Origin of the sequence: Halobacterium zhouii (genome assembly GCF_021249405.1) — an archaeon.
Lineage (GTDB): Archaea > Halobacteriota > Halobacteria > Halobacteriales > Halobacteriaceae > Halobacterium > Halobacterium zhouii.
The window spans coordinates 1949865-1975651 of record NZ_CP089593.1 but is presented as its reverse complement, the minus strand read 5'-3'; the positions used below and the strand labels follow the sequence as shown (position 1 = coordinate 1975651).

The 25787-nt window shown below is 68.2% G+C and carries 34 protein-coding genes, 1 tRNA gene and 1 riboswitch; of the genes, 21 read left to right on the top strand and 14 right to left on the bottom strand.

From position 1 onward, the window contains the following. Positions 1–56: 56 nt before the first annotated feature. Positions 57–263 (top strand): DUF7996 family protein, encoded by a 207-nt coding sequence (locus tag LT970_RS10330; protein ID WP_232686390.1) that lies wholly within the window; start codon positions 57–59, stop codon positions 261–263. Between the two features lie 30 nt (positions 264–293). Continuing rightward, a complete protein-coding gene (locus LT970_RS10325; RefSeq protein ID WP_232686389.1) occupies positions 294–566 on the top strand; it encodes a DUF8006 family protein in 273 nt (90 codons plus the stop codon). A gap of 36 nt (positions 567–602) precedes the next feature. Here LT970_RS10325 and ahbB read toward each other — a convergent pair whose 3' ends face one another. Next, positions 603–1634, bottom strand: coding sequence for a siroheme decarboxylase subunit beta (gene ahbB / locus LT970_RS10320; protein ID WP_232686388.1), 1032 nt, complete (start codon positions 1632–1634; stop codon positions 603–605). 118 nt (positions 1635–1752) lie between these two features. Here ahbB and LT970_RS10315 point away from each other — a divergent pair, with 118 nt between their 5' ends. From LT970_RS10315 to arsN2, 9 genes are all read left to right on the top strand, one after another. Continuing rightward, positions 1753–2811, top strand: coding sequence for an anthranilate phosphoribosyltransferase (locus LT970_RS10315; RefSeq protein ID WP_232686387.1), 1059 nt, complete (start codon positions 1753–1755; stop codon positions 2809–2811). A gap of 89 nt (positions 2812–2900) precedes the next feature. Then, entirely contained in the window at positions 2901–3443 is a 543-nt protein-coding gene (locus LT970_RS10310) for a peptidylprolyl isomerase (protein ID WP_232686386.1), read from the top strand. A gap of 62 nt (positions 3444–3505) precedes the next feature. Further along, positions 3506–3847 (top strand): ferredoxin, encoded by a 342-nt coding sequence (locus tag LT970_RS10305; protein ID WP_232686385.1) that lies wholly within the window; start codon positions 3506–3508, stop codon positions 3845–3847. Position 3848: 1 nt separating this feature from the next. Beyond that, positions 3849–4019, top strand: coding sequence for a hypothetical protein (locus tag LT970_RS10300; protein WP_232686384.1), 171 nt, complete (start codon positions 3849–3851; stop codon positions 4017–4019). 40 nt (positions 4020–4059) lie between these two features. Next, positions 4060–4142, top strand: a tRNA-Leu gene (locus LT970_RS10295). A gap of 356 nt (positions 4143–4498) precedes the next feature. Further along, positions 4499–4873, top strand: coding sequence for an ArsR/SmtB family transcription factor (locus LT970_RS10290; protein ID WP_232686383.1), 375 nt, complete (start codon positions 4499–4501; stop codon positions 4871–4873). Beyond that, the gene (gene arsM, locus LT970_RS10285) at positions 4866–5693 is read left to right on the top strand and encodes an arsenite methyltransferase (protein WP_232686382.1); all 828 of its coding nucleotides are present in this window, start codon (positions 4866–4868) and stop codon (positions 5691–5693) included. Before LT970_RS10290 ends, arsM begins: the two co-directional genes overlap by 8 nt. A gap of 50 nt (positions 5694–5743) precedes the next feature. Beyond that, complete coding sequence (locus tag LT970_RS10280) at positions 5744–6043, top strand: hypothetical protein (RefSeq protein ID WP_232686381.1); 300 nt, start codon at positions 5744–5746, stop codon at positions 6041–6043. Further along, complete coding sequence (gene arsN2, locus LT970_RS10275) at positions 6040–6489, top strand: arsenic resistance N-acetyltransferase ArsN2 (protein WP_232686380.1); 450 nt, start codon at positions 6040–6042, stop codon at positions 6487–6489. Before LT970_RS10280 ends, arsN2 begins: the two co-directional genes overlap by 4 nt. 2 nt (positions 6490–6491) lie before the next feature. Here the strand turns inward: arsN2 and crcB are convergent, their stop codons facing one another. Then, a complete protein-coding gene (gene crcB / locus LT970_RS10270) occupies positions 6492–6848 on the bottom strand; it encodes a fluoride efflux transporter CrcB (RefSeq protein WP_232686379.1) in 357 nt (118 codons plus the stop codon). Beyond that, on the bottom strand, positions 6848–7285 hold the full coding sequence (locus LT970_RS10265; protein ID WP_232686378.1) for a fluoride efflux transporter FluC: 438 nt from the start codon (positions 7283–7285) through the stop codon (positions 6848–6850). The genes crcB and LT970_RS10265 overlap by 1 nt, the downstream gene beginning before the upstream one ends. A 2-nt stretch (positions 7286–7287) precedes the next feature. Then, positions 7288–7356: riboswitch (Fluoride riboswitch) on the bottom strand. Between the two features lie 104 nt (positions 7357–7460). Between LT970_RS10265 and LT970_RS10260 the strand changes: the two genes are divergently transcribed. After that, positions 7461–7937 (top strand): DUF5813 family protein, encoded by a 477-nt coding sequence (locus LT970_RS10260; RefSeq protein ID WP_232686377.1) that lies wholly within the window; start codon positions 7461–7463, stop codon positions 7935–7937. Here LT970_RS10260 and LT970_RS10255 read toward each other — a convergent pair. The 3 genes from LT970_RS10255 to LT970_RS10245 form a co-directional block, all read right to left on the bottom strand. Continuing rightward, positions 7934–8293, bottom strand: coding sequence for a hypothetical protein (locus LT970_RS10255; protein ID WP_232686376.1), 360 nt, complete (start codon positions 8291–8293; stop codon positions 7934–7936). The genes LT970_RS10260 and LT970_RS10255 overlap by 4 nt on opposite strands. Positions 8294–8964: 671 nt before the next feature. After that, positions 8965–9390 (bottom strand): universal stress protein, encoded by a 426-nt coding sequence (locus LT970_RS10250; protein WP_232686375.1) that lies wholly within the window; start codon positions 9388–9390, stop codon positions 8965–8967. A 68-nt stretch (positions 9391–9458) separates the two neighbouring features. Then, complete coding sequence (locus LT970_RS10245) at positions 9459–11294, bottom strand: ATP-binding protein (RefSeq protein ID WP_232686374.1); 1836 nt, start codon at positions 11292–11294, stop codon at positions 9459–9461. 81 nt (positions 11295–11375) lie between these two features. Here LT970_RS10245 and LT970_RS10240 point away from each other — a divergent pair, with 81 nt between their 5' ends. The 3 genes from LT970_RS10240 (at position 11376) to LT970_RS10230 (ending at position 13092) form a co-directional block, all read left to right on the top strand. Then, positions 11376–12185, top strand: a complete 810-nt coding sequence (locus LT970_RS10240) for an inositol monophosphatase family protein (protein WP_232686373.1) — start codon at positions 11376–11378, stop codon at positions 12183–12185. Positions 12186–12264: 79 nt separating this feature from the next. Continuing rightward, positions 12265–12624 carry a DUF7113 family protein gene (locus tag LT970_RS10235; protein ID WP_232686372.1) on the top strand — a complete coding sequence of 120 codons (360 nt, stop codon included), beginning with the start codon at positions 12265–12267 and terminating at the stop codon, positions 12622–12624. A gap of 132 nt (positions 12625–12756) precedes the next feature. Then, positions 12757–13092 (top strand): DUF4234 domain-containing protein, encoded by a 336-nt coding sequence (locus LT970_RS10230; RefSeq protein WP_232686371.1) that lies wholly within the window; start codon positions 12757–12759, stop codon positions 13090–13092. Between the two features lie 90 nt (positions 13093–13182). Here LT970_RS10230 and LT970_RS10225 read toward each other — a convergent pair whose 3' ends face one another. The 3 genes from LT970_RS10225 to LT970_RS10215 all read right to left on the bottom strand — a co-directional run bounded on the left by LT970_RS10225 (position 13183) and on the right by LT970_RS10215 (position 17023). Further along, complete coding sequence (locus tag LT970_RS10225; protein WP_232686370.1) at positions 13183–14802, bottom strand: hypothetical protein; 1620 nt, start codon at positions 14800–14802, stop codon at positions 13183–13185. 1 nt (position 14803) lies between these two features. After that, positions 14804–15556, bottom strand: coding sequence for an ABC transporter ATP-binding protein (locus LT970_RS10220; RefSeq protein ID WP_232686369.1), 753 nt, complete (start codon positions 15554–15556; stop codon positions 14804–14806). Between the two features lie 180 nt (positions 15557–15736). Next, the gene (locus LT970_RS10215) at positions 15737–17023 is read right to left on the bottom strand and encodes a DNA double-strand break repair nuclease NurA (protein WP_232686368.1); all 1287 of its coding nucleotides are present in this window, start codon (positions 17021–17023) and stop codon (positions 15737–15739) included. Positions 17024–17109: 86 nt separating this feature from the next. On the opposite strand from LT970_RS10215, the gene LT970_RS10210 reads away from it, so the two are divergent. Beyond that, positions 17110–17553, top strand: coding sequence for a hypothetical protein (locus LT970_RS10210; RefSeq protein ID WP_232686367.1), 444 nt, complete (start codon positions 17110–17112; stop codon positions 17551–17553). A gap of 87 nt (positions 17554–17640) precedes the next feature. Here LT970_RS10210 and LT970_RS10205 read toward each other — a convergent pair whose 3' ends face one another. The 4 genes from LT970_RS10205 to LT970_RS10190 are packed head-to-tail and all read right to left on the bottom strand — an operon-like array spanning position 17641 to position 21414. Continuing rightward, entirely contained in the window at positions 17641–18570 is a 930-nt protein-coding gene (locus LT970_RS10205) for a WD40/YVTN/BNR-like repeat-containing protein (RefSeq protein ID WP_232686366.1), read from the bottom strand. 48 nt (positions 18571–18618) lie between these two features. After that, complete coding sequence (locus LT970_RS10200) at positions 18619–19509, bottom strand: ATP-dependent ribose-1-phosphate kinase (protein WP_232686365.1); 891 nt, start codon at positions 19507–19509, stop codon at positions 18619–18621. 24 nt (positions 19510–19533) lie between these two features. After that, complete coding sequence (locus LT970_RS10195; RefSeq protein ID WP_232686364.1) at positions 19534–20412, bottom strand: DUF63 family protein; 879 nt, start codon at positions 20410–20412, stop codon at positions 19534–19536. Between the two features lie 57 nt (positions 20413–20469). Then, positions 20470–21414, bottom strand: coding sequence for a ribose 1,5-bisphosphate isomerase (locus LT970_RS10190; RefSeq protein ID WP_232686363.1), 945 nt, complete (start codon positions 21412–21414; stop codon positions 20470–20472). Positions 21415–21494: 80 nt separating this feature from the next. Between LT970_RS10190 and LT970_RS10185 the strand changes: the two genes are divergently transcribed. The 5 genes from LT970_RS10185 to LT970_RS10165 all read left to right on the top strand — a co-directional run bounded on the left by LT970_RS10185 (position 21495) and on the right by LT970_RS10165 (position 25424). Beyond that, positions 21495–22382 carry a hypothetical protein gene (locus tag LT970_RS10185; RefSeq protein WP_232686362.1) on the top strand — a complete coding sequence of 296 codons (888 nt, stop codon included), beginning with the start codon at positions 21495–21497 and terminating at the stop codon, positions 22380–22382. 87 nt (positions 22383–22469) lie between these two features. Further along, complete coding sequence (gene deoC, locus LT970_RS10180) at positions 22470–23108, top strand: deoxyribose-phosphate aldolase (protein WP_232686361.1); 639 nt, start codon at positions 22470–22472, stop codon at positions 23106–23108. Between the two features lie 122 nt (positions 23109–23230). Continuing rightward, on the top strand, positions 23231–24343 hold the full coding sequence (locus LT970_RS10175) for an AI-2E family transporter (RefSeq protein ID WP_232686360.1): 1113 nt from the start codon (positions 23231–23233) through the stop codon (positions 24341–24343). Between the two features lie 68 nt (positions 24344–24411). Next, positions 24412–24687 (top strand): ubiquitin-like small modifier protein 1, encoded by a 276-nt coding sequence (locus LT970_RS10170; protein ID WP_232686359.1) that lies wholly within the window; start codon positions 24412–24414, stop codon positions 24685–24687. Further along, positions 24687–25424, top strand: a complete 738-nt coding sequence (locus LT970_RS10165; RefSeq protein ID WP_232686358.1) for a glycerophosphodiester phosphodiesterase — start codon at positions 24687–24689, stop codon at positions 25422–25424. Before LT970_RS10170 ends, LT970_RS10165 begins: the two co-directional genes overlap by 1 nt. 132 nt (positions 25425–25556) lie before the next feature. Here the strand turns inward: LT970_RS10165 and LT970_RS10160 are convergent, their stop codons facing one another. Then, positions 25557–25766, bottom strand: coding sequence for a DUF7576 family protein (locus LT970_RS10160; RefSeq protein WP_232686357.1), 210 nt, complete (start codon positions 25764–25766; stop codon positions 25557–25559). Positions 25767–25787: the final 21 nt, after the last annotated feature.

Genomic DNA, 25787 nt, shown 5'->3' with positions numbered 1-25787 from the left:
TACCGGGCCGTCCGGAACCGGGGGATTGACGCGGCTACGCTGTGTAGAACACGGACATGGACTCACGCGTGACGCTGGGGGCGCTCCTCGTTGCGGGCGTCGTGCTCCCCGGAGTGATGGACTTCGCGCTGCATCAGGCGGGCTATCCGACACTCGGCGCGGCCGTCTGGGCGACGGGGTACGCCGCGATGGTGGTCGTCGTGTGGGCCGGCTGGATCCGGCCACTCGACCTCGGGAACGCGAACGGCGGAACGGAACCTTAAAGGGGATTTCGCGGCGAAATCGAAGCAACGATGGCGTTCACACCGCTGCCCCTCGTCGACGACTTCCTCGTCCCGTACCACGTCGGGCACGCGCTGCTGTTGCTGTTCGGGCTCTCTGTCGTCGGCGCAATCCCACTCGGCTCGCGAAAGATAGTCTCAGCGAACGCGCTGCTGTTCGGCGTTCTGTTCCTGTTGACGCCGGGGTCGCTGCTCGGCGGCGCCAGCAACGCGTTCACGTACCGCTTCCTCGGCATCGCGTTGCTAGTCGTCGCACCAATCCTGTTTACGACCGCGCGCGAGTAGTCCGACGACCGGCCTGTTTCCGCCGGTGACGGCGACTCACTCACCGACGAGGTCGTCGTACTGCGCACCCGTCTGCTTCAGCGTCTCAGTCGAGTAGAGGCGCTCGTGCTCGAAGGGGAGGTGCTCTGTGGCGAGCTCGTCTATCTTATCGTCGACGGCGTCGCTCTCGCGGCCGTGGATCATCGTGAAGAGGTTGTACGGCCAGTCCTGGTCGGGTCGCCGCGGGCGGTGGTAGCACAGCGTCACGTAGGGCAGACCGCCCGCTGCAACCCCGCGTTCGTCGAGTTCGTCGTCCGGGACGTCCCAGACGACCATGCAGTTCGCGTCGAACCCGGTGACGACGTGGTTGACGACACAGCCGACGCGCTTGATGCACCCGTCCGCGAGCAGGCGTTCGACTGCCGCGAGTACGTCCTCGACGTCCGCGCCGATGGACGCGGCGACGTCGCGGTACGGAGTTGCCGAGAGCGGGAACCCGTCCTGAATTTCGAGCAGGAGGTCGGCCTCGAGTTCCGTCAGGTCGCCCGCTGCCGTTTCGCTGATTCGCGTGGCCGAGACGGCGGTCGAATCGACCGATTCGCGTGCGAACCGGTCAGCGTTGACGACCGGGAACTCCAGGTCGATGTAGTAGTCAGTGAGCATCGGGAGATTCAGGACGTCACACCCCGTTCGCTCCTCGATTTCGTCGAGAATCGCGTCGCGCGCGTTGCGGTCGGCGGCGGTGACGACGAACCACTGATTCCAGTCGTGGTCGCGCCGGTAGTTGTGGTTCACCTGCCGGTAGCCGTTGATGACGTCAGCAATCTCCTCGAAGCGGTCCTCGGGCGCCTGCACCGCCGCGAGCGTCGAACTCCCGATGACGGGCGGATTCAGCACTGCGCCGAACCGCCGGAAGACGCCCATCTCGCGGAGGTTCTCGACGCGAGCGAGCGCGTCGTCCTCGGTGGTGCCGAGGTCCGTGGCGACCGCCCGGAACGGCCGCTCCTCGACCGGGAGGTCGCTCTGGTACTCGTCGACGAGGCGCGCGTCGACGTCGTCGATGCGCTCGCGCCAGTCGTCCGCGGGCATTGCGCGTGGGTAGGCAGGCCGGTCGTTACTGTGTGTCGGTTCACTCGTCGCGACGCCGCGCGGTGGTGCCGTCGAACCGAACCGTGGGGCTTTACGCCCGCCGGAGCGAACTGCCAGTATGAGCGACGCGCACGGCGAGTGGCCGCTGAAGCGCCTGATGACCGAGGTCTGTGGGTCGGGGCCGAAGTCCGCGGAGGACATGAGTCGCGAGCAAGCAGCGGAGGCGTTCGAGCGCATTCTCGACGGCGAGCCGGACGCCACGACGCTCGGGGCGTTCTGGCTGGCGAACCGCTGGAAGCGCAACAACGGCGAGGAACTCGGCGCGTACGTCGACGTGATGCGCGAGGAGAGCGTGCAGACGGCAGAACCCGACGCCGACCCCGTGGACTGCGGCGCGAACTACGACGGCAAGGGGCGAAGCGCGCTACTCGGCGTGGCCGCCGGCGTCGTCGCCGCGGCCGCAGGCACACCCGTCGTCGTGCACTCTGGAGATCACGTTCCCACGCAGAAACAGGACGCGTACAAGCACGTCCTCGACGCCCTCGACGTGCGCACCGATCTCTCGCCCGAGGAGTCCGCCGAAATGGTGGACGACGTCGGCTTCGGCTTCTACTACCAGCCGAACTTCAACCCGGTCGTCCACGCGCTCTGGGACCGCCGCGACCAGATGGGCGTTCGGACGTTCGTAAACACCGTCGAGACGCTCGGCAACCCCGCGAACGCGAACGTCTACCTCGGCTCCTTCTACCACCTCGCGTTCGCCAAGAAAATCGTCGACACCGTCCAGGAGAGCGAGCGCGCGGGCTTCTCTCGCGTGCTCATGTTCCAGGGGATGGAGGGCTACGACGACGTGCGTCCCGGCTCCACGACAGTCGCGGAGTGGAGCGAGGGCGACGAACTGGAGGACTTCACCGTGGAGACGCCGGAGCACGGCATGGACTTCGAGAGCGACGACCTCGCCGTTGAGGACGTCGCCGCTGACTCGGCGACCATCACGACCGAAGTGCTCGCCGGCGAGCGCGACGACCAGTTCGCGGACGCCGTAGCACTCAACGCTGCCCTCCGTATCTACGCCCGCGAGGACGCCGACTCCATCCGGGAAGGCCTCGACCTCGCGCGCGACGCCATCGCCGACGGCTCCGCCGAGGACGTGCTCGCGGACCTCCAGTCGTTCTGAAGGGCGGCGCTCCGAGACCGTCTTTCGCCGCCCGTGGAGCGCATCGAGTAGGTAGCGTTATCCGCGAGGCTTGCGTTTCTCCGCCACGTATGACCACCGACGCAACCCTGCACACGAGCGAAGGCGACATCGAGATCGAACTGTACGACGAGAAGGCGCCGAGGACAGTCGAGAACTTCGTCAACCTCGCGGAACACGACCCCGCGGCCGACGCCGACCCGGCACCCGACACCACGACGTGGGAAGACCCCGATAGCGGCGAGACGCGCGGCGACGCGCTGTACAACGACGTGCAGTTCCACCGCGTCATCGAGGGCTTCATGATTCAGGGTGGCGACCCGACGGAGACGGGTCGCGGCGGCCCCGGCTACCAGTTCGACGACGAGTTCCACGACGACCTGCGCCACGACGACGCTGGCGTCCTCTCGATGGCGAACTCCGGCCCGGACACGAACGGCAGCCAGTTCTTCATCACCCTCGACGCCCAGCCCCACCTCGACGACCGCCACGCCGTCTTCGGGAAGGTCACCGAGGGCATGGACGTCGTCGAAGCGATCGGCGACGTCGACACCGACCGAAACGACCAGCCGAAGTCGGACGTCGTGCTCGAATCCGTCGAGATTCACGACTGAACGCCGGCCGTCTCCACTTCCCGAACAGCGCCGCTTAACTGCCGCCGGTTCCAACCCCGCCCATGGCCGATGCCGACGACGCGGTCGACCCGAGCCAGTTCGGCGAAGCCGACGCGCCACCCGTCGACGAGAAGCCCTACAAGGTCATCTTCGAGGCGAACAAGTGCTTCGGGGCGGGCAAGTGCGCGGAGGTCTCCACCAACTGGGAGATGGACGTCACCTCCGGCATGGCGAAACCCGTCTCGTACTTCTTCAGCGAGGACGACCTCGAGCACAACGTCGCCGCTGCCGACGCCTGCCCCGCGAAGAAGGGCGACGGCGTCATCCACGTCGTCGACCGCCGCACCGACGAAGAGATTGCGCCCGACCCCCACGGCGACGGCACGCTCTCCGTCGACTGGTAGCGTGCGCGCGCTCTACCTCTGCCTCCTCGTCACCGCGCTCGCCTTCCTCGCTCTTCTCGCCGTCGCAACCCCGGTGCTCGGCACGACGTGGACGCTCCGCAACCGCGCGGCGCTCCTCGCCGCCAGTCTCGGGTTCGGCGCTGCCACCGCGCTCTACGACCACCGCCACTGACACCGTAACCGACTTCTCTCCCCGGGGCGCACAGACGGATGCGAGGGTGGCCGAGCGGCCAAAGGCGGCGGGCTTAAGACCCGCTCCCGTAGGGGTTCGTGGGTTCGAATCCCACCCCTCGCACGTACCTTTTGCTGCGCTCAGTCGCTTCGCTCCTTCGCTGGCAAAAGCTACGCTAAAAGCACAGCGTCGCTCCTGTCGCGCCCTGCGGGCGCGGTAGTCACTCCTCGGCCTCCGCTCACTCGCGATGCTCGTTCGCGAAGTGAATCGCAGCGCTCGGGTTCTAGCGAACCGCTCGCGCCGCGAACGGAAGCCGCGGTCGGCTGGTTCACCTTCTGATATTGCCAACGCTCTGTCGAATTTCCTCTAGCTTATCCGGGATTTCAGAACGTGTTCCGTACGTATTCCTCGAATACAGGCCATAGCCGTCACCACCCGAACAACTATATTAGTGGCTGCTAATATTAGTAATTGCTAAGATGGGTCAGCAAGAGAGCGAAACGGAGTCGGCCAGCGCCAGCGGCCCAGCGGCGGGCTGCTGCCAGCCAGCAAGCCACTCCCTGACGGAGGACGCGCTCGCGGCGGACGTCGAGACGCTCGCGACGCTCGGCAACGATACGCGCTACGAGGCGCTGCGTCTCATCGCGGATGCCGAGGACGACGTCTGCGTCTGTGAGATCGAGCCGGCGCTCGGTGTGAGTCAGAGTGCCGTCAGCCAAGCGCTCTCGCGGCTCTTCAGTGCCGGACTGGTGGAGCGGCGGAAAGAGGGGCGGTGGCGGTACTACACCGCGACCGCGCGCGCCGAACGCATCCTGTCGGTTCTCGACAGTACGAGGGAACTCGACGATGACTGACGACACCCGTACCACCGACGACAGCGCGAGCATCGACCCGGCCGAACAGCGAGCGGCCGTCCGCGAGCGCTACGGCAGCATCGCCAGCGAATCCTCGTCGTGCTGCGGCGGCACCGCAGACGCACCGTCGACAGCGGACGCGCCCGACGACCGCGCGCGAGACCTCGGGTACTCGGACGACGACGTCGACGCCGTCGAGGCCGGCGCGAACCTCGGCCTCGGCTGCGGGAATCCGACGGCGCTCGCGAGCATGAACGCCGGCGACGACGTCCTCGACCTGGGGTCTGGTGGCGGATTCGATTGCTTCCTCGCGGGACGCGAAGTCGGGGTCGAAGGGTCCGTCGTCGGCGTCGACATGACGCCGGAGATGGTCGAGAAAGCCCGCGAGAACGCTGCGGAGAACGACGCCGGAAACGTCGAGTTCCGCCTCGGCGAGATCGAACACCTCCCGGTCGCCGACGAGACCGTGGACGTCGTCATCTCGAACTGCGTCGTCAACCTCTCGCCGGACAAGCCGCGGGTGTTCCGGGAGGCATACCGCGCTCTCCGCCCGGGTGGCCGCCTCGCCATCTCGGACGTCGTGTTGACCGCGGACCTCCCGGACGACGTGCGCGCCGACCCCGAATCAGTCGCCGCGTGCGTCGCGGGCGCGTCACCGATTCCCGACCTCGAGGCGATGCTCGCGGACGCCGGATTCGAGGGTGTCGTCATCGAGCCGAAGGACGACAGCGAGTCGTTCATCCGCGAGTGGGACGCCGAACGCGACCTGAGCGAATACGTCGTCTCCGCGACCATCGAGGCCGAGAAGCCGTCGGCGTGACGGGCCCGACGACAGCCACCGCTGAGCGACCACGATACGACCAACCTACCATGCACGAACCCCCATCCACCCCCCGAAACGGACCGCTCGTCGACCAACCCACCTGGCGCGGCGTCCTCGCGGTGTACGCCGTGATGGCAGCCGTTCCTCTCTCGCTGTTCACCGCGAGCAACCCGCTCGCGGGCGCCGCCGTCGTCGCGTCCCTCGGCGCGCTGGCCGTCAGTGCGCGCCGCACCGCGACGCTTGTCGAGTGTTTCAACGAGTGCCAGGGGTTCGCGTTCGACGTCGCCGGCCGCGTCCGCATCACCGTCGCGCACCCCTCGAACAGTGACGGGTGTCAGCCGGCGTGACCGCCGACGTACCGACCGTTCGAGCTGCGGAACCCGAAGACCACGACCGCGTGGTCGCGCTGCTGAACGCGAACGACCTCCCGCACCGCGACCTGCAACCGAACGAGGCGTCTCTCCTCGTCGCCGTCGACGGCGGCGACGTCGTCGGTGCTGGCGCGCTCGAACCACGCGCGTCGAGCGCGCTCCTCCGGTCGCTCGTCGTCGCTGACTCGGTGCGAGGACGGGGCTACGGAACCGCGCTCTGTGACGCTCTGGAGGGCCACGCCAGGGAGAACGGGGTCGACGAGCTCTACCTGCTGACCACGTCAGCGGCAGGGTTCTTCCGGACGCGCGGCTACGAGGCGGTCGACCGGGAGCGCGCGCCCCGAGAACTCCGTCAGACCAGCCAGTTCACGGACGTCTGCCCGTCGACCGCGACTTGCATGCGGAAGCCACTCCGGGAGTAGCGTCACCCGGCCAGCAGCCACGCCAGCCCAATCGCTACCGCCGCACCCATCAAATTCCCGAGCGCGTGGAACGCGGCGGCCGCGTACCGCTCGTTCTCGGCGAGGCCGACCACGTCGACGCTGAACGAGGAGAACGTGGTGAACGACCCGCAGACGCCGGTGCCGAGCAGGAGCATCGCGTCGGCGCCGGCGTTCGCGAACGTGAGGAGCGCGAGCGCGAACGTTCCGAGGACGTTCACGACGAGCGTGCCCGCCGGGTAGCCCTCGACGTCGACGAATTCGCCGACTCCGTACCGGAGAACGGCGCCGATTGCACCGCCCGTGCCGACGAGATGCGCGGGAGCGAGCGGGAGGTCCATCACGCGCCACCTCCGTAGCGCGTGGCGAGCGCTCGCCCCGCGACGACGCCAGCGAACCCGAGCAGGTAGTTCGCGGCGACGTTCGCCACCATCAGTGGCGGCGAGACGCCGGCGGTCTGCACGGCGAACGTGCTGTACGTGGTGAACGAGGAGAGGAAGCCTGTCGCGAGCACGGTCCGGGAGCCCTCAGAGAGGACGCTGTCGCCGACGGCCTCGTAGACCAGAAAGCCGAGCGCGAGACTCCCGACCGCGTTCACGGCGAGCGTGCCGAGCAGGCCGCGTGCGGCGAGCGAGACGGCGTCTCGGCCGAGCGTAGCGAGGACGAGGTTCGTCGCGAGCGAATGCGAAGCGACGGCGTACCGGAGGTTCGCGCCGGCGAACCCGCCGACGCCGACGAGCGCGAGCACCTCGAGCGCGCGGAGTGAATCTCTGGACATGGCTGTGAGAAGGCGTCATCAGCCGGCGTGTCCGGCGGTTGGGGTGGGCGGACGCCATCGCCCGGGTTGGCGGTAGCTGTGCGCCAGCGGTACTTACGACCACCGGAACGGTCGCGTGAGGGAGTGACGCGCCGGAGCGCAACGCACAACTGCTCGCGCGTCGTTCGGTGGAGTAATGAGTGACGCCGAGGCGGCGTTCGAGGACCACCGGCACTTCGAGCGCACAGATGACGGATTTGCGCCGACGACGAACGACTTCGAGGCGACCGTGGCACTCCGGGACGACGCGGTGTCCGTCACGGTGACGCTGCCGACGCTGGACGCGGCGACCACTGAACCCGTCGCGGACGTCGTCGAGGACGGCTGGTACGAGACGTTCGAGCGCCGGGTCGAGGACGCCCCCGGCGTCGCGATCGCCGACGACGTCGCCGCGCCGGATGTCGAGCGTGGCACCGACGAGGTGACTGTCGAAACGCGCGTGTCCGGGGATGACGACACGGCGGCAGACGACGCGCTCGCGCTCGTGAACTACGTCGAAGGGACGTGGTTCCAGGGAATCATCCCGGGCTACGACTACGTCGAGGAGGTTCAGGCAATGCGCGAGCAGGCCGCCACGCAGGCCGAGGGGGACGGCCAGGGCACGCCGCTCTAGAGCAGGCCGAACACCAGCACGGCGACCCCGAGTCCGGCCAGAGAGGTGCCGTACTGTCGCTCCGTGACGATTCCCGCGGGCGGTGACCACGCCGGCCAGGCCGCCTGAAGCAGGCCCACGACCACGAGGACGAACCCGGGCACGAACCACCCGCTGAACGCGCCGAGTCCGGGAACGAAGACGTACCCGAGTACCGCCCCGACCAGCAGCCACGCCACCGCGAATCCGCGAGCGCCCGGCGTCACGTCCTCGTTCGAGAATGCCGGGAAGATTGCGGCCGGCCAGTACCACTGGATTACGCCGATTCCGATCCAGAAACCCGGGAATCCGAACCGGACGAGTGGTGCTTCGGACATACCGTCTCTCTCGGCACCACAGAGTCAGGTTCTAAATAGTTTCCGCAGGGTGTAGCGCGCTCACCCGCAATACGACGGTGTTCAGCCACGGACACAGTCCTCCGTTCCTCCCAGTGAAGGTTCAAGTAGGAGAACAAGACCAACCCGGAGCGTGACGTAATCACCGACGCAGGTCCGGCCGAGGCGGGAGCACGGCGACCCGGCCTGCGACAACGAGTGAGGTCATTGACCAGGACACCGCCGTCTGTTCGCAACTACGCAAACCGCAAGACAAGCATCGGCGAGCGAGCGTTCACAAGAGCGAAGCTCCCGTGCAGCCCATCAGAACGCGAAGCGTTCTGAGGACGGTCCGAAGGACCCGAGTGAAGCGGTTTTCCGTCAACGCGTAGCGTTGACGACGTCACGCTCGCTGTCGTCGCCGGCCTACGGCCGGCTTCCAGCGGGACCTTTGGTCCCGCCCGGCTCGCGTAACCACCGAGCGCGAGCAACGCGAGCGCTCGGGCCGACGAACGAACGGAGTGCCGGAGGCACGAAGTGAGGGAGGAGTGCTTTTTCCCAAGTTTTTGCCGAGTTGAGCGGGACCGAAGGTCCCGCTAACCATGCGAACGGCGCTGTGCGCCGTGAGCAGATGGGGCGCGCGGAGCGCGCCCCACGCAGAGCAAAAAGTGGGTTTATCGCACGATGGTGACCGGAACCGGGGAGCGCCGCACGACGCTTTCGGCCACGCTCCCGAGGAGGATGCGAGAGACGCCGGAGCGGCCGTGGCTCCCCATGACAATCTGGTCGATGTCGTTGTCCTTGGCGTACTCGACGATGGTCCGCGTCGGGCGACCGACCTCGGAGACGGAGTCCAGGCGCACGCCGTACTCGTCGGCGGCTGCCTGGGCTTCGTCGAAGAGTTCCTGGGAGCCTTCCTTGGCCTGCTCGAACCACTCCTCGGAGTAGCCGGGGACGGCGGACTGCCCGGCGTAGCCGGCCTCGATGGGGTCGATGATGTTGATGACTGTGATGTCGTCGTCCTGGAAGTTCTCGAGGGCGTACTCCAGGGCGTCGGTCGACTGCTGTGACCCGTCGATGGGGACGAGAATCCGAGCCATACCCGACTGTTCGTCGCCTCCCTCAAAAAGCGTCTGGCGGCGCTCGTCACCCACCCCGTGATGCTTCGCTACTCGCGACCGTGGCGCGTGAGACAGGTCGGCAGCCCCTGAATCTCGACTGGTTCGGAGTTGTCCGGCGAGTAGACGACCATCTGTCCCTTCTCCATGTACGGCACCTTCGACTGGAGTTCCGAGGGGATGTTCACGGCCTTGATGGCGTCCTCGTCACCGAGGTTCAACACGACCGTCGTGTTCACTTGCTTGAACACGGGGTCCGCGATGTCCTGGGGGTCCTGCGTGATGAGGAACAGGCCGAGGCGTTCCTTACGGCCCTGTTTGGCGGCTTCCGTGAACTTCCCGACGACCTTCCGCGCCTGCACGCTGTCGGCGTCCGAGAGGAAGTTGTGCGCCTCGTCCATCCCGACGACCAGCGGCGTCTCCTTGATAGCGTCGTAGCGCGGGTCGTTAGAGAGTTTCTGGTCGACGAGCAGGCTGGACACCGCGAGCACGACGGTTTCGGCGGCCCGCGAGTTGCTGATGTGGTACGTCGGCACCACGGAGAGGCGGCCCGGTCGCACGAACTGGTTCCCCTCGACGAGGTCCGTGATGGGGCGTGCGTCCTGGTCGAACAATCCGGAAGGCATGCCGTGGACGCGCCGCAGCACTGCCTCGTAGGTGGCTTCGTGGACGCGGCCGCTCTCGTCGAGTTCCTCCTTCAGGGCGGGGTCGTCGAGGAACGAGCAGAACTCCTCGTACGTGCCGCCGTTCCCGTGCTGGTCGAAGAACCGCTCGAGCAGCAGGGTGAGCCCGCCGTACTGGTTGTCGTTGAGGCCGCTGGACGCGACCAGCCACGGGTTCGAGCGGACCATCGAGAACGGGATGGTGAACTGGACCTGCTCGGCGGCGTGGTGGTCCGCGGCGTACGTGGCGTCTCCGACCTTCGGCACGAACGCGGTGGTGTCTTCGTGGCCGCCGTACGCGAGGCCCTGGGTTTCCCAAACGCGTTCGTCGCTGGCGTCGGCGTCCGGGTTGTCGTCGTGCATCTGGGCGTACTCGTCCTGCGGGTCGAACTGCACGACTGCGGCGCGGCGTTCGGCGCCGTTCGCCTCGACGGGGTAGCGCCGGTCCTCGTGGAGATACTGTCGGAGGACGTTCTTCGCGGAGTGGGTCTTTCCCGAGCCAGTGCCGCCGGCGACGAGCGTGTGCCGGAACACGAGCGGGTCACCGGCCTCGAAGTCGTCTTTCACGCGGTAGTCGATGGTCGGGGGTTCGGCGGCGGTCCGCACCTTCTCTCCGCCGACCGAGAGGTGACCGAGGAAGACGCCCTCCTCGGGGATCTTCAGCCCGGTCTTGATCTCGGTGGCGTCGTCGGCGGCGCGCACGACCGTCTCGGGTTTCGGGACGCGGTCGGGCATCCGGCGCTTCAATTCGTCCCCGTCAGAGTAGAGGACGGCGACGGGGTCGAGTTCCGCGAGGAACTTGTAGTCGCGTTCGTCGACGCTGTCGCTTCGCATCGCGCGGCGGGCGTGGATCTCGGTGGCGTCGTCGCTCTGGAACGCCTGTACGTACTCGAGACCGGTGATGCGGCAGAACAGTTTCTCGCCGCCGGGGTAGGGCGCGACCAGATAGCTGCCGAGGCGGACCGCGGACCGATTGCTCGCGGTGACGTACGCCTTCAGTGCGGTCTCCTGGCCGTCCTCGTGGATGCGTAACCCCTCGGAGACGGCGAGCGCGCCGAGTCCGTCGTCTGCGCCGACGTCCGCCAGTTCCGGTCGGTCGAACTCTTCGCCGTCGTCACGCTCCTCTACGTGGTCGCCGGCCTGCTCGTCGGCGTCAGTCGCACTCCCGTCGCCGTCGGCACCGTCGTCGGTGCCGTGGTCGGCGAAATCCCCGAGTTCGCTCATAGGATGGCGTCACGTTCCGGTAACAAACGCCTTTCCCCTCGAATCGGAACGCCTTAGGCGGTGGTCGTTCGGCTTCCGCCGATGCTCTCCAGGATAGAGGACACGGCGGTTCGAGCGTGTCTCGCGGGTGGTCGCCACCTCCGTGACCGGTTCGACGCGGACGTCGACGCCGAGTTCGCCCGACACGACGTGAAGGCGGCGGCAGACCGCGCGTCCGAGGAACGGATGTTGGCCGTCATCGAGGAGTCCTGTCCGGACCACGCGGTGTACGCCGAGGAGTCAGGGGACGTTTCGACAGGCGGCGACTACCAGTGGGTCGTCGACCCGCTGGATGGTACGAACAACTTCGTCTCCGGACTGCCGTCGTTCGCCACGGCCGCCGCGGTGCTCGTGGGCGACGGAGGCCGCCCACGGAATGACGAGGCCGATGAAACCGGCCTCGCGGACGACGACGGGCCGGTGGTCGGCTGCGTCTACGTTCCCGTCACCGACGACCTGTACGTCGCTCGTCGCGGCGAGGGAGTCACACTCAACGGCGAACCGGTGACCGCGGACGGCGGCGTACCGACTGCGAAGGCCACTGTGGGGTTCGTGATCGGTCACGACGTGAAACTCGACGACCGGATGGACGAGGCGGTGACGATGCAGTCGGCGCTCGCGGGCGCGACCAAGCGCGTCGTCGAGAGTTGGTCGCCGTGCGTGCACTGGGGGGCGCTGGCGCGCGGTCGCCTCGACGGGATGGTGTGTTTCTACCCGGACGACGAGGAACAGCACGTCGGCGAACTCCTCGCGGCCGAGGCCGGCGCGTCTATCGCTCGACCTGGGGACGGCGTCTACGTCGCGGCGACGACCGAGTCAGTACGCGACGACCTGCTCGCAACGATCGAGTGAGTGACCCGTCGGTAGTTGCAACCGATTGTCGCCCTGCCTTGCCACGGCGTTTATCCCCCGGCCGGTCGTATCGATGAGCATGTTGCTTGTGCGAGGTTCTGCGGCCGGGACGACCTTGACGGGGACGCTGTACGAGCGCGGCGAGGAGTCGCCGTCGTTCAAGGGCGCGCCCGACGAGGCGGCCCCCTACGTGTGGGTGTGCGACGAGTTCTACGCCGTGGACAGCGGGGGGAGCGTCCAGCGAGTCGACGGCCAGGAGGTGAACGTGGCCTTCGAGTCGCCGATGCCGCGTGGCTTCGACACGAAGGACCAGGCGCTCACCGCCGCCCGGGAGCACGTTCGCACGCAGTTCGCGCGCATCGGCGTCGACGAGGAGGACGTCGAGATCGAGGTCGTGCGCGAGCACGAGGCCGAAGACGCGTCTTCGGCGCACTCCTGACGCCGAGGCGGTTCTTCTACAGCAGTTCCGGCCGCAGTTTCTTTGTCCACCGCCGCGAACGAATTTCCGTTCACTACCGTTTACATTTCCTATGAGATAATTATATACGGGGAGAGATTCACGTCAGTCTGTATGTCTGAAACACCACAAATTACGGACCCATCAGCGTTCTCGGAGAGTTCACTTCTCCTACAGGTTGTGCTCACAGTTCTCACGCTGGGCCTGTACCCGCTGTACTGGACGTACAAGACAGCGAAGAAGCTCGATCGGGGAACGGACCAGAATCTGACGCCCATTCTGGCCATCATCCCCCTGGCGAACATCATCGCGTTCTGGCAGATATCCGAAGCCGCAGAGCCTGCGACGGACAAAGACGCGATGCCCGTCTTCCTGTTGTTCCTCTTCTTCGGAATCATCTCCTGGTACTGGGTCCAGAGCGGAATCAACTCCGTGGCGACCCAGCAGTAACCGCCACCCGGGGTTTCGACGACTTCTCTGGAACACACTGACCAGTGCTCCACCTGAACAACGAACTCACGCTAGCAACTACTGCCTGGGTCACACATTGCCGTCACTCGTGTACTCGTCGAACGCCTGGACAGCGGTGCTCACCGCGACGGCGGCGGCGATGCCCGCGAGCGTGACGCCAACGAGGAAGCCGGCGACGTGCACGACGGCGGTGCCGACGCCGGCGACGTCAGTGAGCAAGCCTGCGACCGCGGGTTCCTGCGCGCCGGTCGCGACGCCGGCGGTGACGAGGAAGACGATGGTGTAGATGACGAACGCCCACGTGGACGGAACGACGACCTCCCGGCTCCGTCCCATGGTTGTGGCCTCGTACTTCGGGAACGAAGCGCCGATGCCGACGGCGACAGCGCTGGCGAGCGGAGGGAGGACGGCGGCGGCGGCGACGGTGCACGCGAGCGCGACCGGTTCGAGCGGGCTGAGAACGGCGAGCGCGCCGGCGACGACGACCGTGACGGGGGTGCCGAGGAGGGCGCTCGCGGTGACGAGTCCGCCGACGAACTGACGGCCGGTGATTCCAGTGGTGACGGTGACGGGGAGCACCGCGCCCTCGTCGCCGAGCGGGTTGAGCGTGAACGCCGCGCCGGTCATCCACGCGCCGTACAGCGCCACGCTCGTGGCGAGCGTGGTGGTGACGTGGCCGGCCTGGACGCTCGCCTGAATCGGTGTGATGAGCACGAACGCGGGGTACGCGACGTAGATGAGTTTGATGGGGGCGCGGCGGGCGCGCAGCCAGCTCTTGCGCGCGACCCACGCGGTCCGGCGGCCGAGCAGAGAGTCGAGGCGGCCGCCCGCGACGGAGTCGGTGTGGCGTTCGTCCGTGTCGACGGCGTCGGCGTACCACCGTCGTTCGGAGAGTCGGACGCTCGCGAGCACGCCGAGTGCGGAGACGGCGACCGAACCGACGAGCACGCCGGCGGCCTGGAGCGCGCTCGCGGCCGAGGAGACCGGGAGGAGCGCGAGGTCGGCGTACCAGCCGACGGGTGACGCCCGGGCCGCCTCCACGACCGGTTCGAAGAGTTCGCCGAGCGTGTTCGTGACGATGAGTCCGAAGTACGCGGCGAACGCGAGCACGCCGATGGCGGTCTTGTACCGCTCGACCATCGCGGAGCGGCCGAAGAGGTAGGCGAGGCCGACGCCGACCGGGTAGCCGACGAGGAACGAGGTGACGGTGAGCGCGAGCACGCCGACTGCGGCGAACGCGGCGGCGAGCGGGGACTGCGCGCCGACGCCGAACGCCACGCTGGCGACGAGCAGGGGCGCGGCGAAGAAGCCGCCGACGCGGAGGTAGCCCGAGACGAGCAGGCCGCCGACGAGGTCGCGAGCGGGAACCGTAGTGAGGTAGCCGTCCCGGTTGTCGATGTCGCCGATCTGAATGGCGGTCATGTACGCGGTGAGGAATACCGTGAAGGTGGCGAGGCCGGCGGGAACGAGTCCGATGACGTCGGCGCCACTGGCCGGGTCTTCGACGAACGTCTGGCCCGCGTAGTACGCGCCGAACGCGGCGGCGCCGGTGAACACGACACCGAACAGGATGGCGACGGCGAGCGCCACTATCTGGACGGTGCTCTTCTCGACGGTCTTCCGCCAGCCGCGCACGACGACGTTGCGCGCGATGGCGTACGCGTGGTCGGCGTCGGGGAACGCAGACATCTCAGGCCTCCTCGGCGTCGATGCCGCCGGTGACCTCGAGGAAGACGTCTTCGAGCGTGCGCTCTTCGCCCGTTTCGGCGCGTTCCTTGAGGTGCTCGGGTGCTCCCTCGGTGACGAGCTGGCCGTCGTACAGCACACCGACGGTGTCCGCGAGTTCGTCGACGACGGGGAGGATGTGCGTGGAGAGGAAGACAGTGGAGGCGTCGTCGGCCAGGTCGGCGATAGTGTCCCGGACGGTGCGCGCGGCCCGCGGGTCGAGCCCCGACGTGGGTTCGTCGAGGAAGAGTACGTCAGGGTCGTGGAGTATCGCCTGGATGATGCCGACCTTCTGTTTCATCCCCTTCGAGTACGCGGAGATGCGCTTGTCGGCGTCACTGGAGAGCGAGAACCGCGCGAGCAACTCGTCGATGCGGGTCTCGGCTTCCGCCTCGGGGATGTCACGCAGGCCTGCGACGTAGCGAAGTTGTTCGCGCCCGGTCAATTCGGCGTGCAGCGGCGGTTCCTCCGGGAGGAAACCGATGTTACCGACGACAGCGTCGCGGTCGGCGACGTCCGCGCCGGCGACGGTGGCGGTGCCGTCTGTCGGTTTCACGAGCGTCGTGAGCATCCGCATCGTCGTCGTCTTCCCGGCCCCGTTCGGCCCGAGGAAGCCGTAGACGGCCCCCTGGGGGATGGCGAGATTGAGTCGCTCCACGGCGGTCGTATCGCCGTAGCGCTTCGTGAGATCGCGGCTCTCGATGGCGCGGTCGGTCATTATCGAGAACTCACACGTCCGGTCGTTTAAAAGTGAGCGAGTAGTCTCTGGCTACGAAACGCCGTTCCGCGTCGCCTTGCTGCCAGCGCTCGTCGTCGTAGTCTGTGCCCCGTGTTCGGCGCCGTAGTCTACGTCCAGTGTTCGTCGTTCGCAGTCTACGCCCAGCGGTGTCGCCCCAGCCTACCCCCAGCGCTCGTCGTCGTAGTTCTGGTCCTCGCGGCTGTCGAAGGACTCCTCGAGTTTGCGCACGAGTTCGCGCTTCTCGGCGGCGTCGATGCGCGCGAGCTCGTCGGCCTTCCCCACGGGTTTCGGCGGCCCAGCCTCGGCGGCCACCTGGCTCGTGACGTAGCGCTCGACGGCCTCCCGAACGTCGGCGTCTTCGGCGAACGCTCGGGGTAGTTCGACCTTGTGTACGAGGTCGGTTCGCGGGTCGTACAGCACGAAGAACGCCACCTCGTACGCGCTCGCGTCGAGTTCCCGGTCGACGCCGGGTTCGTCGTTGTCATCGGACTCCGTCTGATCACCCGCGGAACTCAGCCCTGCTCCGTCGGCGAACACGCCGTCCGCGCCGAGCGTCGACGTGAACCAGTTCGTCCACGTCAACTCGTCCGTGAGGCGCTCGTACTCCCCCTCCTCGAACTCCCGGCGTTCCAGAACCTGGGAGAAGAACGCCGCGTCGCTCGCCCACGGCGTCGGCCGGCCGCGGTCACCGAGCGCCTGCACGAGCGCCTGGCTCGCGGGACTCTTCACGAACCCGGCGAGAGGCACGTCCTTCTCGACGAAGCGCTCCACGAGACGCATGTAGTTCTCCAGTACCTCGCCGACGAGTTCGTCCTCCGTGACGAGGTCCGCGAGGCTGGCGTGCCTATCGAGCCACTGCACGAGGCCCTTCGGGTAGAGCGGGCCGTCGAGCACGAGCAGGTCCTCGACGCGGTCGGCGTGCTCGAGCGCGTGGTGGCTCTCCGCGAGGTACAGCGAGAGGCCGTGGACGACGCGCTCTTGGTCGCGCGCGAGCGGTGCGGTGTGGACGATGCGGCCCCTGCTGTAGCCCGCGTCCCACTTCGTCCAGTCCGTCGAGTGGTCGACGCTCGCGTCGTTCGAGTGCACGCTCGTGATGACGGTGCGCGAGCGGTGCAGGTCCAACTCTGACGGCGTTGCGCTCATCGCCGCCTGCGCGAGGTCGAGTACGAGTCCGTTCTTGAATGTCCGCGGGTTGATGGTGCCCGAGTCGAGGCCGTGGGCGGTGTCGAACGGGCGCTCCTGGAGCGCGAGTTCCTCGAGGGGCGCGGCCCTCCGGGACTGCTCGTCGAGGGGTTCGAGCACCACGTCGCCGTCGCCGTACAGCGGGTCGAGGAACTCCCGCCACGTCTCCTCGGCGATGTCGCGGTGTTCCTCGGTGTCCACGTCGGTGCGGATGCGCCGCGCGAGCGACGCGATGCCGTCGAAGTGGACGGGGTCGAGGGTCATGGGGTGGTCTGGTCGGGCGAGAACCAAATAGCCCGCCGGTGTGTTGGTGGGTGGAACTATCTGTAGGGCTGCGAAAATGACACGGTATGACTCGTCTCTCCATCGTTTCGTTCGCCATCGTAGCTCTCCTCGTCACAGCGGGCTGTATGGGTGTCCCGCTCGCTGACAGTTCCGGCGACCAATCGTCCTCGTCGACGCCAACCGCCGAACCCACGACGGTCCCGACAGCGACGTACCCCGACCCGCCGGACGACCTGACTAACGAAACCGCGAAGCAGGTCGCCGTGGCGTACGAGGAAGCCCGCCTGCAGAACCAACTCCGGAACGAGAGCGAGATCACGTACTTCGAACTGGGGTACGTCAAGCCGGTGAACGTGACTGTGTTGAATCGGAGCGACGGCGGTCTGTACGTGGCGGTCGACGGGGCGTACTCCTACGGAACCCCGGAGAAGAGCGCGGACGGCGTTCCCGTCCGGTCGCTGTATTACGTGAACGAGGCCACCATTCGTCACGTCGTGGAACGCGACTGACCGGTGTTCGGCGGCTCTGCGCCGTCCCCCATCGCGCGACGCCCCTCGCTCATCGGACGACCTCTTGCTCACCGAACGACCTCCCGTTCAACGGACGACCAGTCCGGTCGCCCGCTCGGACTCGAGCGCACCCGGCCACTCGCCGGGAAGTTGCTCGAAGGACGCGCCCCAGTCGTCGGTGCGGTAGAGGCCGTGGTTCGTCGCGGCGTACGCCTCGCCGGGGTCGTTCGCGGTGGTGAACACGGGCGCGAGCACGCCCTCGCCGCCGGGCAACTCCTCGCAGCGCTCCCACTCGCCGTCGACGCGACGGAACGCGGCGCTGTCCGCGCTGCTCGCGGTGTGTGCGCTCCGCGCGCCGAAGGCGGCCGAGAGCAGCAGTCGCTCCGGGTCGCCGGGGTCGCAGACGACGCTCCAGCAGTACGTACGGTCGAGGCCGGTTTCCTCGGTGTGCCAGGAGTCGCCGCCGTCCTCGGTGACGTAGAAGCCGTCGCCGGCGGCAGAGTACGCGAGGTTCGGGTGGTCGGGGTGCGTGGCCATCGAATGGGTGTCGTACGGACCGGAGGAAACGCGGTCCTGCCACGTCGCGCCGCCGTCCCCTGTCCGGACGAGCGCGCCCGCCTCGACGGCGACGTAGAGGCGTTCTTTCGTCGGTTCGAGCCAGCGCACGTGGTGGGTGGAGGGCCGCGGCGGGAACGCCCACGAATCCTCTGACGGGAGGTCAGTGAGGCCCGGGCGCTCCGCGAACGTCTCGCCGTCGTCGCTCCGGTAGACGGCGCTCGGGCCGGTGCCCGCCCAGACGCCAGTCGCGTCCACGGCGAGCGCGGTCACGTCACCGATGTCCGCGGCGCGCGTCCACCCACTGTCGTCGTCCGCACGTCGATAGACGCCCTCGGACGTCCCGCAGAACACGCCAGGTGGTCCGGCGTCGAGACACTGCACGTCGCCCTCGAAGTCGGTGCGGAGCGCGTCGCCGTCGTAGACGAGCACGCGGTCGGGGTACGCGGCGAACAGTTGCATGCCCGGTAGTACGCGGTACAGCGGGTTAGAACGAGGGGGTGAGTCGCCTCAGAACTGCTCGTCCAGGAACACCTCGACGTCGGCGCGCGTCGGCGCCGTTCGCGCGCCCTCCTCGCGGGCGGCGAGCGCGCCGCAGGCGTTCGCGAACTCCAGGGCGCGCTCGTAGTCGGCGTCGTGGTCGAGGAGCACGGAGACGAACCCGGCGGCGAACGCGTCGCCCGCGCCCGTCGTGTCGATGGGGTCGACGCCGAACCCCGGGTGGTCGTAGGAACCCTCTGGCGTGTGGACGGTCGCGCCGTCCGCGCCGTGTTTCACCACGACGACGCGGTCGCTGTGGCCGGACTCGGCGTAGGACTCGTCGCCGTCGATGACCGAAGCGGCCTCGCGGTCGTTGACGAAGACGACGTCGGCGCGGGCGAGTGCTTCCGAGAAGTCGCGTTCGCCGAGTCGGCGCCCCGGGTCGAAGGAGACGGTCGCGCCGGCGTCGGCGGCGAGTTCCGCGAGGTGTGCGGCGGTGTCCGGGCGCTGGCTGGTGAGGTGGAGGTGGTCGGCGGACGCCACGTAGTCGCCGTCCACGGTCTCGGGCGTGACGGCCTCGTTCGCGCCGTCGTTCCCGAGCACCATCACCTCGCCGTCGTTCGCGACGAGGAGGTATTTCACGCTCGTCTCGGCGTCCTCGACGACTCGGAGGCCGCGCAGGTCGACGCCCGCGCCGTCGAGTTCCCGGCGCGCGAGCAGGCCGTTCTCGTCGTCTCCGACGCTGCCGACGAGCCCCGGGTCGGCGCCGAAGCCGGCGAGCGCGCACGCGACGTTCGCCGCACTCCCGCCGCCCGAGCGGCGCTGGGAGACGAGTTGGGCTTCGCCGTCGGGTTCCGGGAGCGCCTCCACGCGCAGCGTGACGTCCCAGTTGACGTGACCGGCGGCGACGACTCGAACCATACCCCGGCAGACGGCGTCGCCCCGCTAAAGTCCTGTGGGGTTCGCCGCGATAAACAGCAGGATGTTGTGGGCGCCGGGGCCGAGGCCGACCGCGGTGACGAACGCGAGCACGAGGTTCCCCTCGCTTGGCTCCTCGCGCACGTACTCCGCGAGCAACACGACGACGCCGCACGCGAGCACTGTCTTCACGAGCACGAACAGCCACCCGACGCCGAGGTACGGTTCCGTCGGGAGGGCCGCCGCGAAGTGCATGATGGCGGCCGAGAGCGGCGTCTGCTCGCCGAACCCGAGCAGGTCTACGCCGACAGTCGTCGAGACGGCGTCGAGGACGTGCCCGAAGACCGCGAGCGCGCCGGCGGCGCCGACGATGGTGGTTTCCTCGGGTGCGAGACGGCCGAGGAGTCGCCACGCGACGGCGGCGAGCGCCACGGCGACCACGACGCCTGCGAGCGGTTCGACGAGCGTCAGCGAGTCGTGCTCGAGTCCGTACTGCACGGCGAGCGCGGTCGGTACGAGTGCGAGCACCCCTCCAGTTGCGGCGAGCGCGGGCAGTGGACGGCCGACCGCGGGAATCTGTCGGAGTGCGAGCCAGACTACGCCAGCGAGCGCGAACGTTGTCGCGTAGACGATGGGGGACCCGAAGAACGGAGCGACGGCGTCCGGGTACTGCTGTAACTGGAAGCCGACGTACAGCGCGGAGCCAAGCGCCATCCACGGTGCGAACGCCAGCACGGTGCGCTCGGTGACCGGCGGGTCCTCGCGGACGAGCAGCCAGCCGACGACGAGCACGGCGGCTGCCACGACCACGAGATACGGGAGCGCCGGGGGTTCGAATCCGGTCGGCAGGATGTCGGGTTGCAGGAGTCCGACTGGAAGAAACCCGGTCTGCTGTGCCAGAGCCATACTGTCCCGCCGGACGCCCGCCTTGAGAATATTCCCCTTTCAGCCGCCGGTGAGCGGCTACTCCTCTTCCCAGGGTTCCGTGTCGCCCTCGCCGTACAACTCCCGCATCAGCGTGACGATGCTCTCGGGCGGGAACTGGCCGCGCTCGGTGACGATGGCGTCGACGTACCGCGGCGGCGTCACGTCGAACGCGGGGTTCTCCACGTCGACGTCCCCAACCTCCGCGCGGTCGTCCTCGGTGAACACCTCGGCCTCGTCCCGCATCTCGATCTCGACGGTGTGGCCGGTGAGCGTGTCCGGATGCAATTTGAGGGTCTGGGCGGCGACCATGATGGGCGTGCCGCGCTCGCGGGCGTTCACCGCGAGCCCCGAGGTCCCGATCTTGTTGATGACGCTGCCGTCCGCCGCGATGGAGTCCGCGCCGACGAGCACGTGGTCGACATCGTCGAGGTAGCGCCGTGCGGCGTTGTCGACGATGATGGTCACCGGAACGCCCCACTCGCGGAGTTGCTTCGCGGTGATGTGGCCCTGCTTGCGCGGCCGGGTCTCCTTCACGATAGCAGAGAGTTCCTTCCCGTCGTCGAGTGCCGCGCGAACGCAAGCCAGCGCGTCCGTCGAGTGGCAGTGCGTCATGATGGTGTCGCCGTCTCGGAGGCGGTTCGCGCCGACCGCGCCGAGGTCCTCCTGCGCGCGGTCGAGGTTCGCGCGGAACGCCTCCGCCGCCGAAACCGTGGATTCCCGGAGCGCCTCGACGGAGTCTCCCTCAACCTCGCGGAGCACGTACCGCAGCGCGTTCGGCAGGCTCACCGCGGTCGGGCGCGTGTCCCGGAGACGGCGCGCGGCCGCCCGGAGTTCCGCGCGGAACGCCTCCGGCGTGTCCGCGTCGCTCTCCACGGCCTGGGCCTCCAGCGCGTCCGCGGCGGCCCGGGCGATGGTTGCCGCCCCCCGAATCTCCATCTCCGCGATGTCCTCCGCGGTGTCCCTGACTTCCGGTGCGGTCATACTCGCTCGTAGGTGCTGTGGGGTCAAAAGCGCGTTTGAATTCACAGAAGGTATTTGCCGCTTCCAGTCGCCCATCCGATATGAAACGGCGGACGTTCCTCAGTGCGGCTGGCGTCACGTTCAGCACTGCTCTCAGCGGGTGCCTGGGCGAGCGCAGTGGTCCCAGAGCACCCGGTGGCGGAAACGGGACGCCAACCGAGGAACCGACAACACAGGAACCCACCCGCTCCGGGACCGACCCGCCAGATGAACCGGACGTCGAGGTCGAGGACATCGTTGTTCGGAAGGCGGTCAGGTATAGCTCGATAATGGGCTCGGGAGGCGTGCTCGCCGCCGACGACCAGCAGTACGTCGTCGCGTCGGTTCAGTCCGACCAGGAACTCTCAGAATCCGCGTTCACCCTCGAAACAGACGGGCAATCCTGGGAACCAGGCCTCCCCGAAACCGCTGGCGCCATCAACTCGGCCGTCGCGGGCCACGAGGGCAGCCCAGTTGGCCGGAACCTCGGGGTTAGTGACCGTTCGTACCTCGCCTTCGCGGTGCCGTCGCCGCTGACCACGTCCGAAGCGAGCATTCGATTCGGCGAGTCGGCGTCCGAATGGCCGCTCCCCGACGCCGAACAGAGTCGTCTGGCGGCACCGGCGCCACGGTTCGAACTCGATTCACTGGACGTTCCCGAGCAAGTGTCGCAGGGCGAACCGCTGTCCGTGTCGCTGACGGCGACGAACGTCTCCGAAACCGACGGGCGGTTCCTCGCAGCGGTCTACTGGCCGACCAAGCGCATCGCGGACGACGACGAGTCACACGTCGTCGAGCGCGAGGTGGCGTCCGGCGACCAGGTGACGGCGTCGCTGGAGATCGACACCGAGTACACGACCAGCGAAGACGAACCAGTGACGCTGTCGGTTCGCGGCCACGTCACCGGTGAGCGAACGATTCGGATTCGCGACTCCCGAACGTCGTCCTGACACGAACCTCGCTATGGAGGAAACGGACACCCCCACGGAGTCCAACACACCACCCAACTTTTGACACCACCCTGCCTCTCTCCGAGTATGAACCGCGAGGAACTCGCAGCGAGCATCGACCACACCGTACTCGGCCCCGAGACCACGCTCGCCGACGTCGAGCGCGTCGTCGACGAGGCCACGGAGTACGGAATGAACGTCTGCATCCCGCCGTGCTACGTCGCGGAGGCCCGCGAGGACGCGCCCGAGGACCTGACGATTGCGACGGTCGTCGGGTTCCCGCACGGCCAGAACGCGTCCGGCGCGAAGGTCGAGGAGGCCCGGCGGGCGTACGACGACGGCGCGGACGAACTCGACGTCGTCATCAATATTGGCCGACTGAAGGCCGGCGAGCACGCCGCCGTCCGCCAGGAGATAGCGGACGTGGTGGCGGCCGTCCCCGTCCCGGTGAAGGTCATCATCGAGACGGCGCTGCTCACGGATGACGAGAAGCGCGCGGCGAGCAGGCTGGCGAGGGACGCGGACGCCGACATGGTGAAGACCTCCACCGGATTCGCGGAGGGCGGCGCGACGGTGCCGGACGTCGAGTTGATGGGCGGGTTCCTGCCCGTGAAGGCCTCCGGCGGCGTCGGGAACTACGAGCAGGCGCAGGCGATGTTCGACGCGGGCGCGGTGCGCATCGGCGCGAGTTCGGGCGTCGACATCGTGGAGAGCTACGAGGAGTAGCGGTTCGAAGGAACGGCAGCGATTCGAAGGAACGGGCTCCGCGGCCTGCCTGCGGTGTTCTTCACCCCGGACAGTACAGCACGCGCCCCGACGTTTTTCGTCCTACCATGCGTATCCCCGCTATGACACGTTCGAGAATCCCGGAGCAGTCGCGAGCGGCGTGGTGGCTGTTCGTCATCGCGCTCGGTCTGGTCGTCGCGTTCGCCGTCTACTCGTACATCGGCACCGCCGTGCTCGGCCTGTTCATCTACTACGCGGTGCGGCCGCCGTTCCGCCGAATCAACGACGTCGTCGACGGGCGGGGACTCGCGGCGGGCATCACGATGCTCACCGTCGCGCTCCCCGCGCTCGCCGTCGTCGCCTGGATCGGCCTCCAGGCCGTCCAGGAGATCGGACCGGCGCTCACCAACTACCGGGAACTCCTCCAGCCGTACGTCGACGTCGCGGCGCTCACTGACGACCCCTGGCGGGCGGCCGTCGACCAGCTCCGCAACCCGGGTTCGGAGACGTTCAACCAGGCAGTAACGGCGGCGCTCGGACTCCTGCAGGCCGCCGCGACCGGGCTGACGCACGTGTTCATCGCGATCGCCATCGCGTTCTACCTGCTTCGGGACCAGCACCGCATCGCGAACTGGTTCGAGAACGACGTCGGCGGCGAGGGGACGGCGTCGTACGGCTACGCCAACGCGGTCGACCACGACCTCCAGACCATCTACTTCGGGAACGTCCTGCTCGTCGCGCTCGTCGCGGTGCTCGCGCTGATCACCTACAACGCCTACAACCTCCTTGCGCCGAGCGCGCTGTCGATTCCGTTCCCGACCGCGCTCGCGCTCGCCACCGGTCTCGCGAGCATGGTCCCGCTCGTCGTCGGGAAGGTCGTCTACGTGCCACTCGTGGGCTACCTCGCGTGGGCCGCCACGGTGACGCCGGACGCCTCGATTGCGTACCCCATCGGGCTGTTCGTCGTCGCGTTCCTCTTCCTCGATCTGATCCCGATGACGTTCCTGCTGCCGAAGGTCGCTGGCCGCGAGACCCACGTTGGCCTCGTGATGTTCGGGTACATCGTCGGCACGCTGCTGTTCGGCTGGTACGGCATCTTCCTCGGGCCGCTCGTCGTGGTGCTGGTGTTGCAGGCGGTCCGCATCGTGCTCTCGGAGTTGCTCCACAGCGACGACGTCACGGCGGACGTACGCGCCGCGGAGTCCATCGGGTCCGACCCCGACCAGGCGGAGTGAGCGCCATCGCGCCGGACGCCACCCCGCGGCGGCGTAGCACTATAGTGACTGGCGACGGAGTTCGACGCATGGAGTGGAGACTGTTCGCGGACCTCGCGGAGACCGCTGGCGGACAGCGCGTCGACGTGGACGTCCCGGCGGACGCGACGGTCGGGGACGCCCTGGACGCGCTGCTCGCCGACCGGCCGGCGCTCCGCGAGCGCGTGCTCGACGACGCGGGCGACGTACACCACCACGTCAACGTCCTTCTGAACGGGGAGAACGTCCGGGAGGCGGCGGGCCTCGATACGCGACTCGAGTCGGGCGACGAACTCGCGATGTTCCCGCCGGTGAGCGGGGGCTGATGTTCGAGATCGCGCACCGCGGATTCGCGGGCGTCGCCCCCGAGAACACTGTCACTGCGGTCCGCGGGGCCGTCGAGAGCGGTGCGGATGGCGTCGAGGTGGACGTCCAGCCGCGCGCGGACGGCACGCCCGTCGTCTTCCACGACCACCGTCTCGACGACGAGGGGGAGTCGCGTGGCGTTACCGACGCGTCCGGGTTCGTCTGGGACGCCGACGCCGGGACGCTCGCGGACGCGAACGTCCTGGGGAGCGGCGAGGGCGTGCCGACGCTCGACGCGGTGGCCGACGAGGTTCCCGGGAACGTGGAACTTCACGTCGAACTCAAGTCGCCCGGGAGCGAGGACGCCCGCCTCGGCCTCGGGGGCCCCGCAGTCCCGGTGTGGCGGCCGTTCGTGGAGCGCGTGCACGGCGTGCTCGCCGCCAACGACGCCCCGGTCGTCTACGCCTCGTTCTTCGACGGGGCGCTCGAGGCCGCACAGGAGGTCGCGCCGGAAACCCCGCGCGCCGCGCTCTGCCTCGACCCCGACCGCGGACTCACGCGCGCCAGCGAGTTCGACTGTCGCGCGCTCCACCCGTCGCTGGACGTCCTCTCCGCGGACCTCGTCTCGCGGGCGCACGGCGACGGCCGCGCGGTGAACGTCTGGACCGTGACGGACTGGCAGCAGGCGGCGGCGTGTCGCGACGCGGGTGCCGACGGCATCATCGCGGACTACCCCGGCTTGCTCGCCCACCGCTGACCGCCGGCGTCGCTCGGCGACCGGTGGTGGGTTCGCGCGACCGGCCGTGTCACCACAGAGCGCAGACCACTCCAGAACACGGTGGAGGGCAGGCCGCTTCGGAACCGGGCCAGCCCGGGTGTTCGGTCGGCGTCACTCCGTCTGCTCGTCGCACCACGAGTCCTGGCACGTCTCGCTGCAGAAGGCGTACAGTTCGACCGACCCGTCCGGGTCGCGCCGGTTGGTGACGGGGTACCACTCGCTCGTGTCGATCGGTGTCCCGCAGTATTCACAGACCGCCCCCTGGTCGTCGCGCTGTCCGTTCGACGGAGCAGTCGGCTCTTCCTCGTCACGGCCCCCCATGGACTAGGTGTTCGGGCGGAG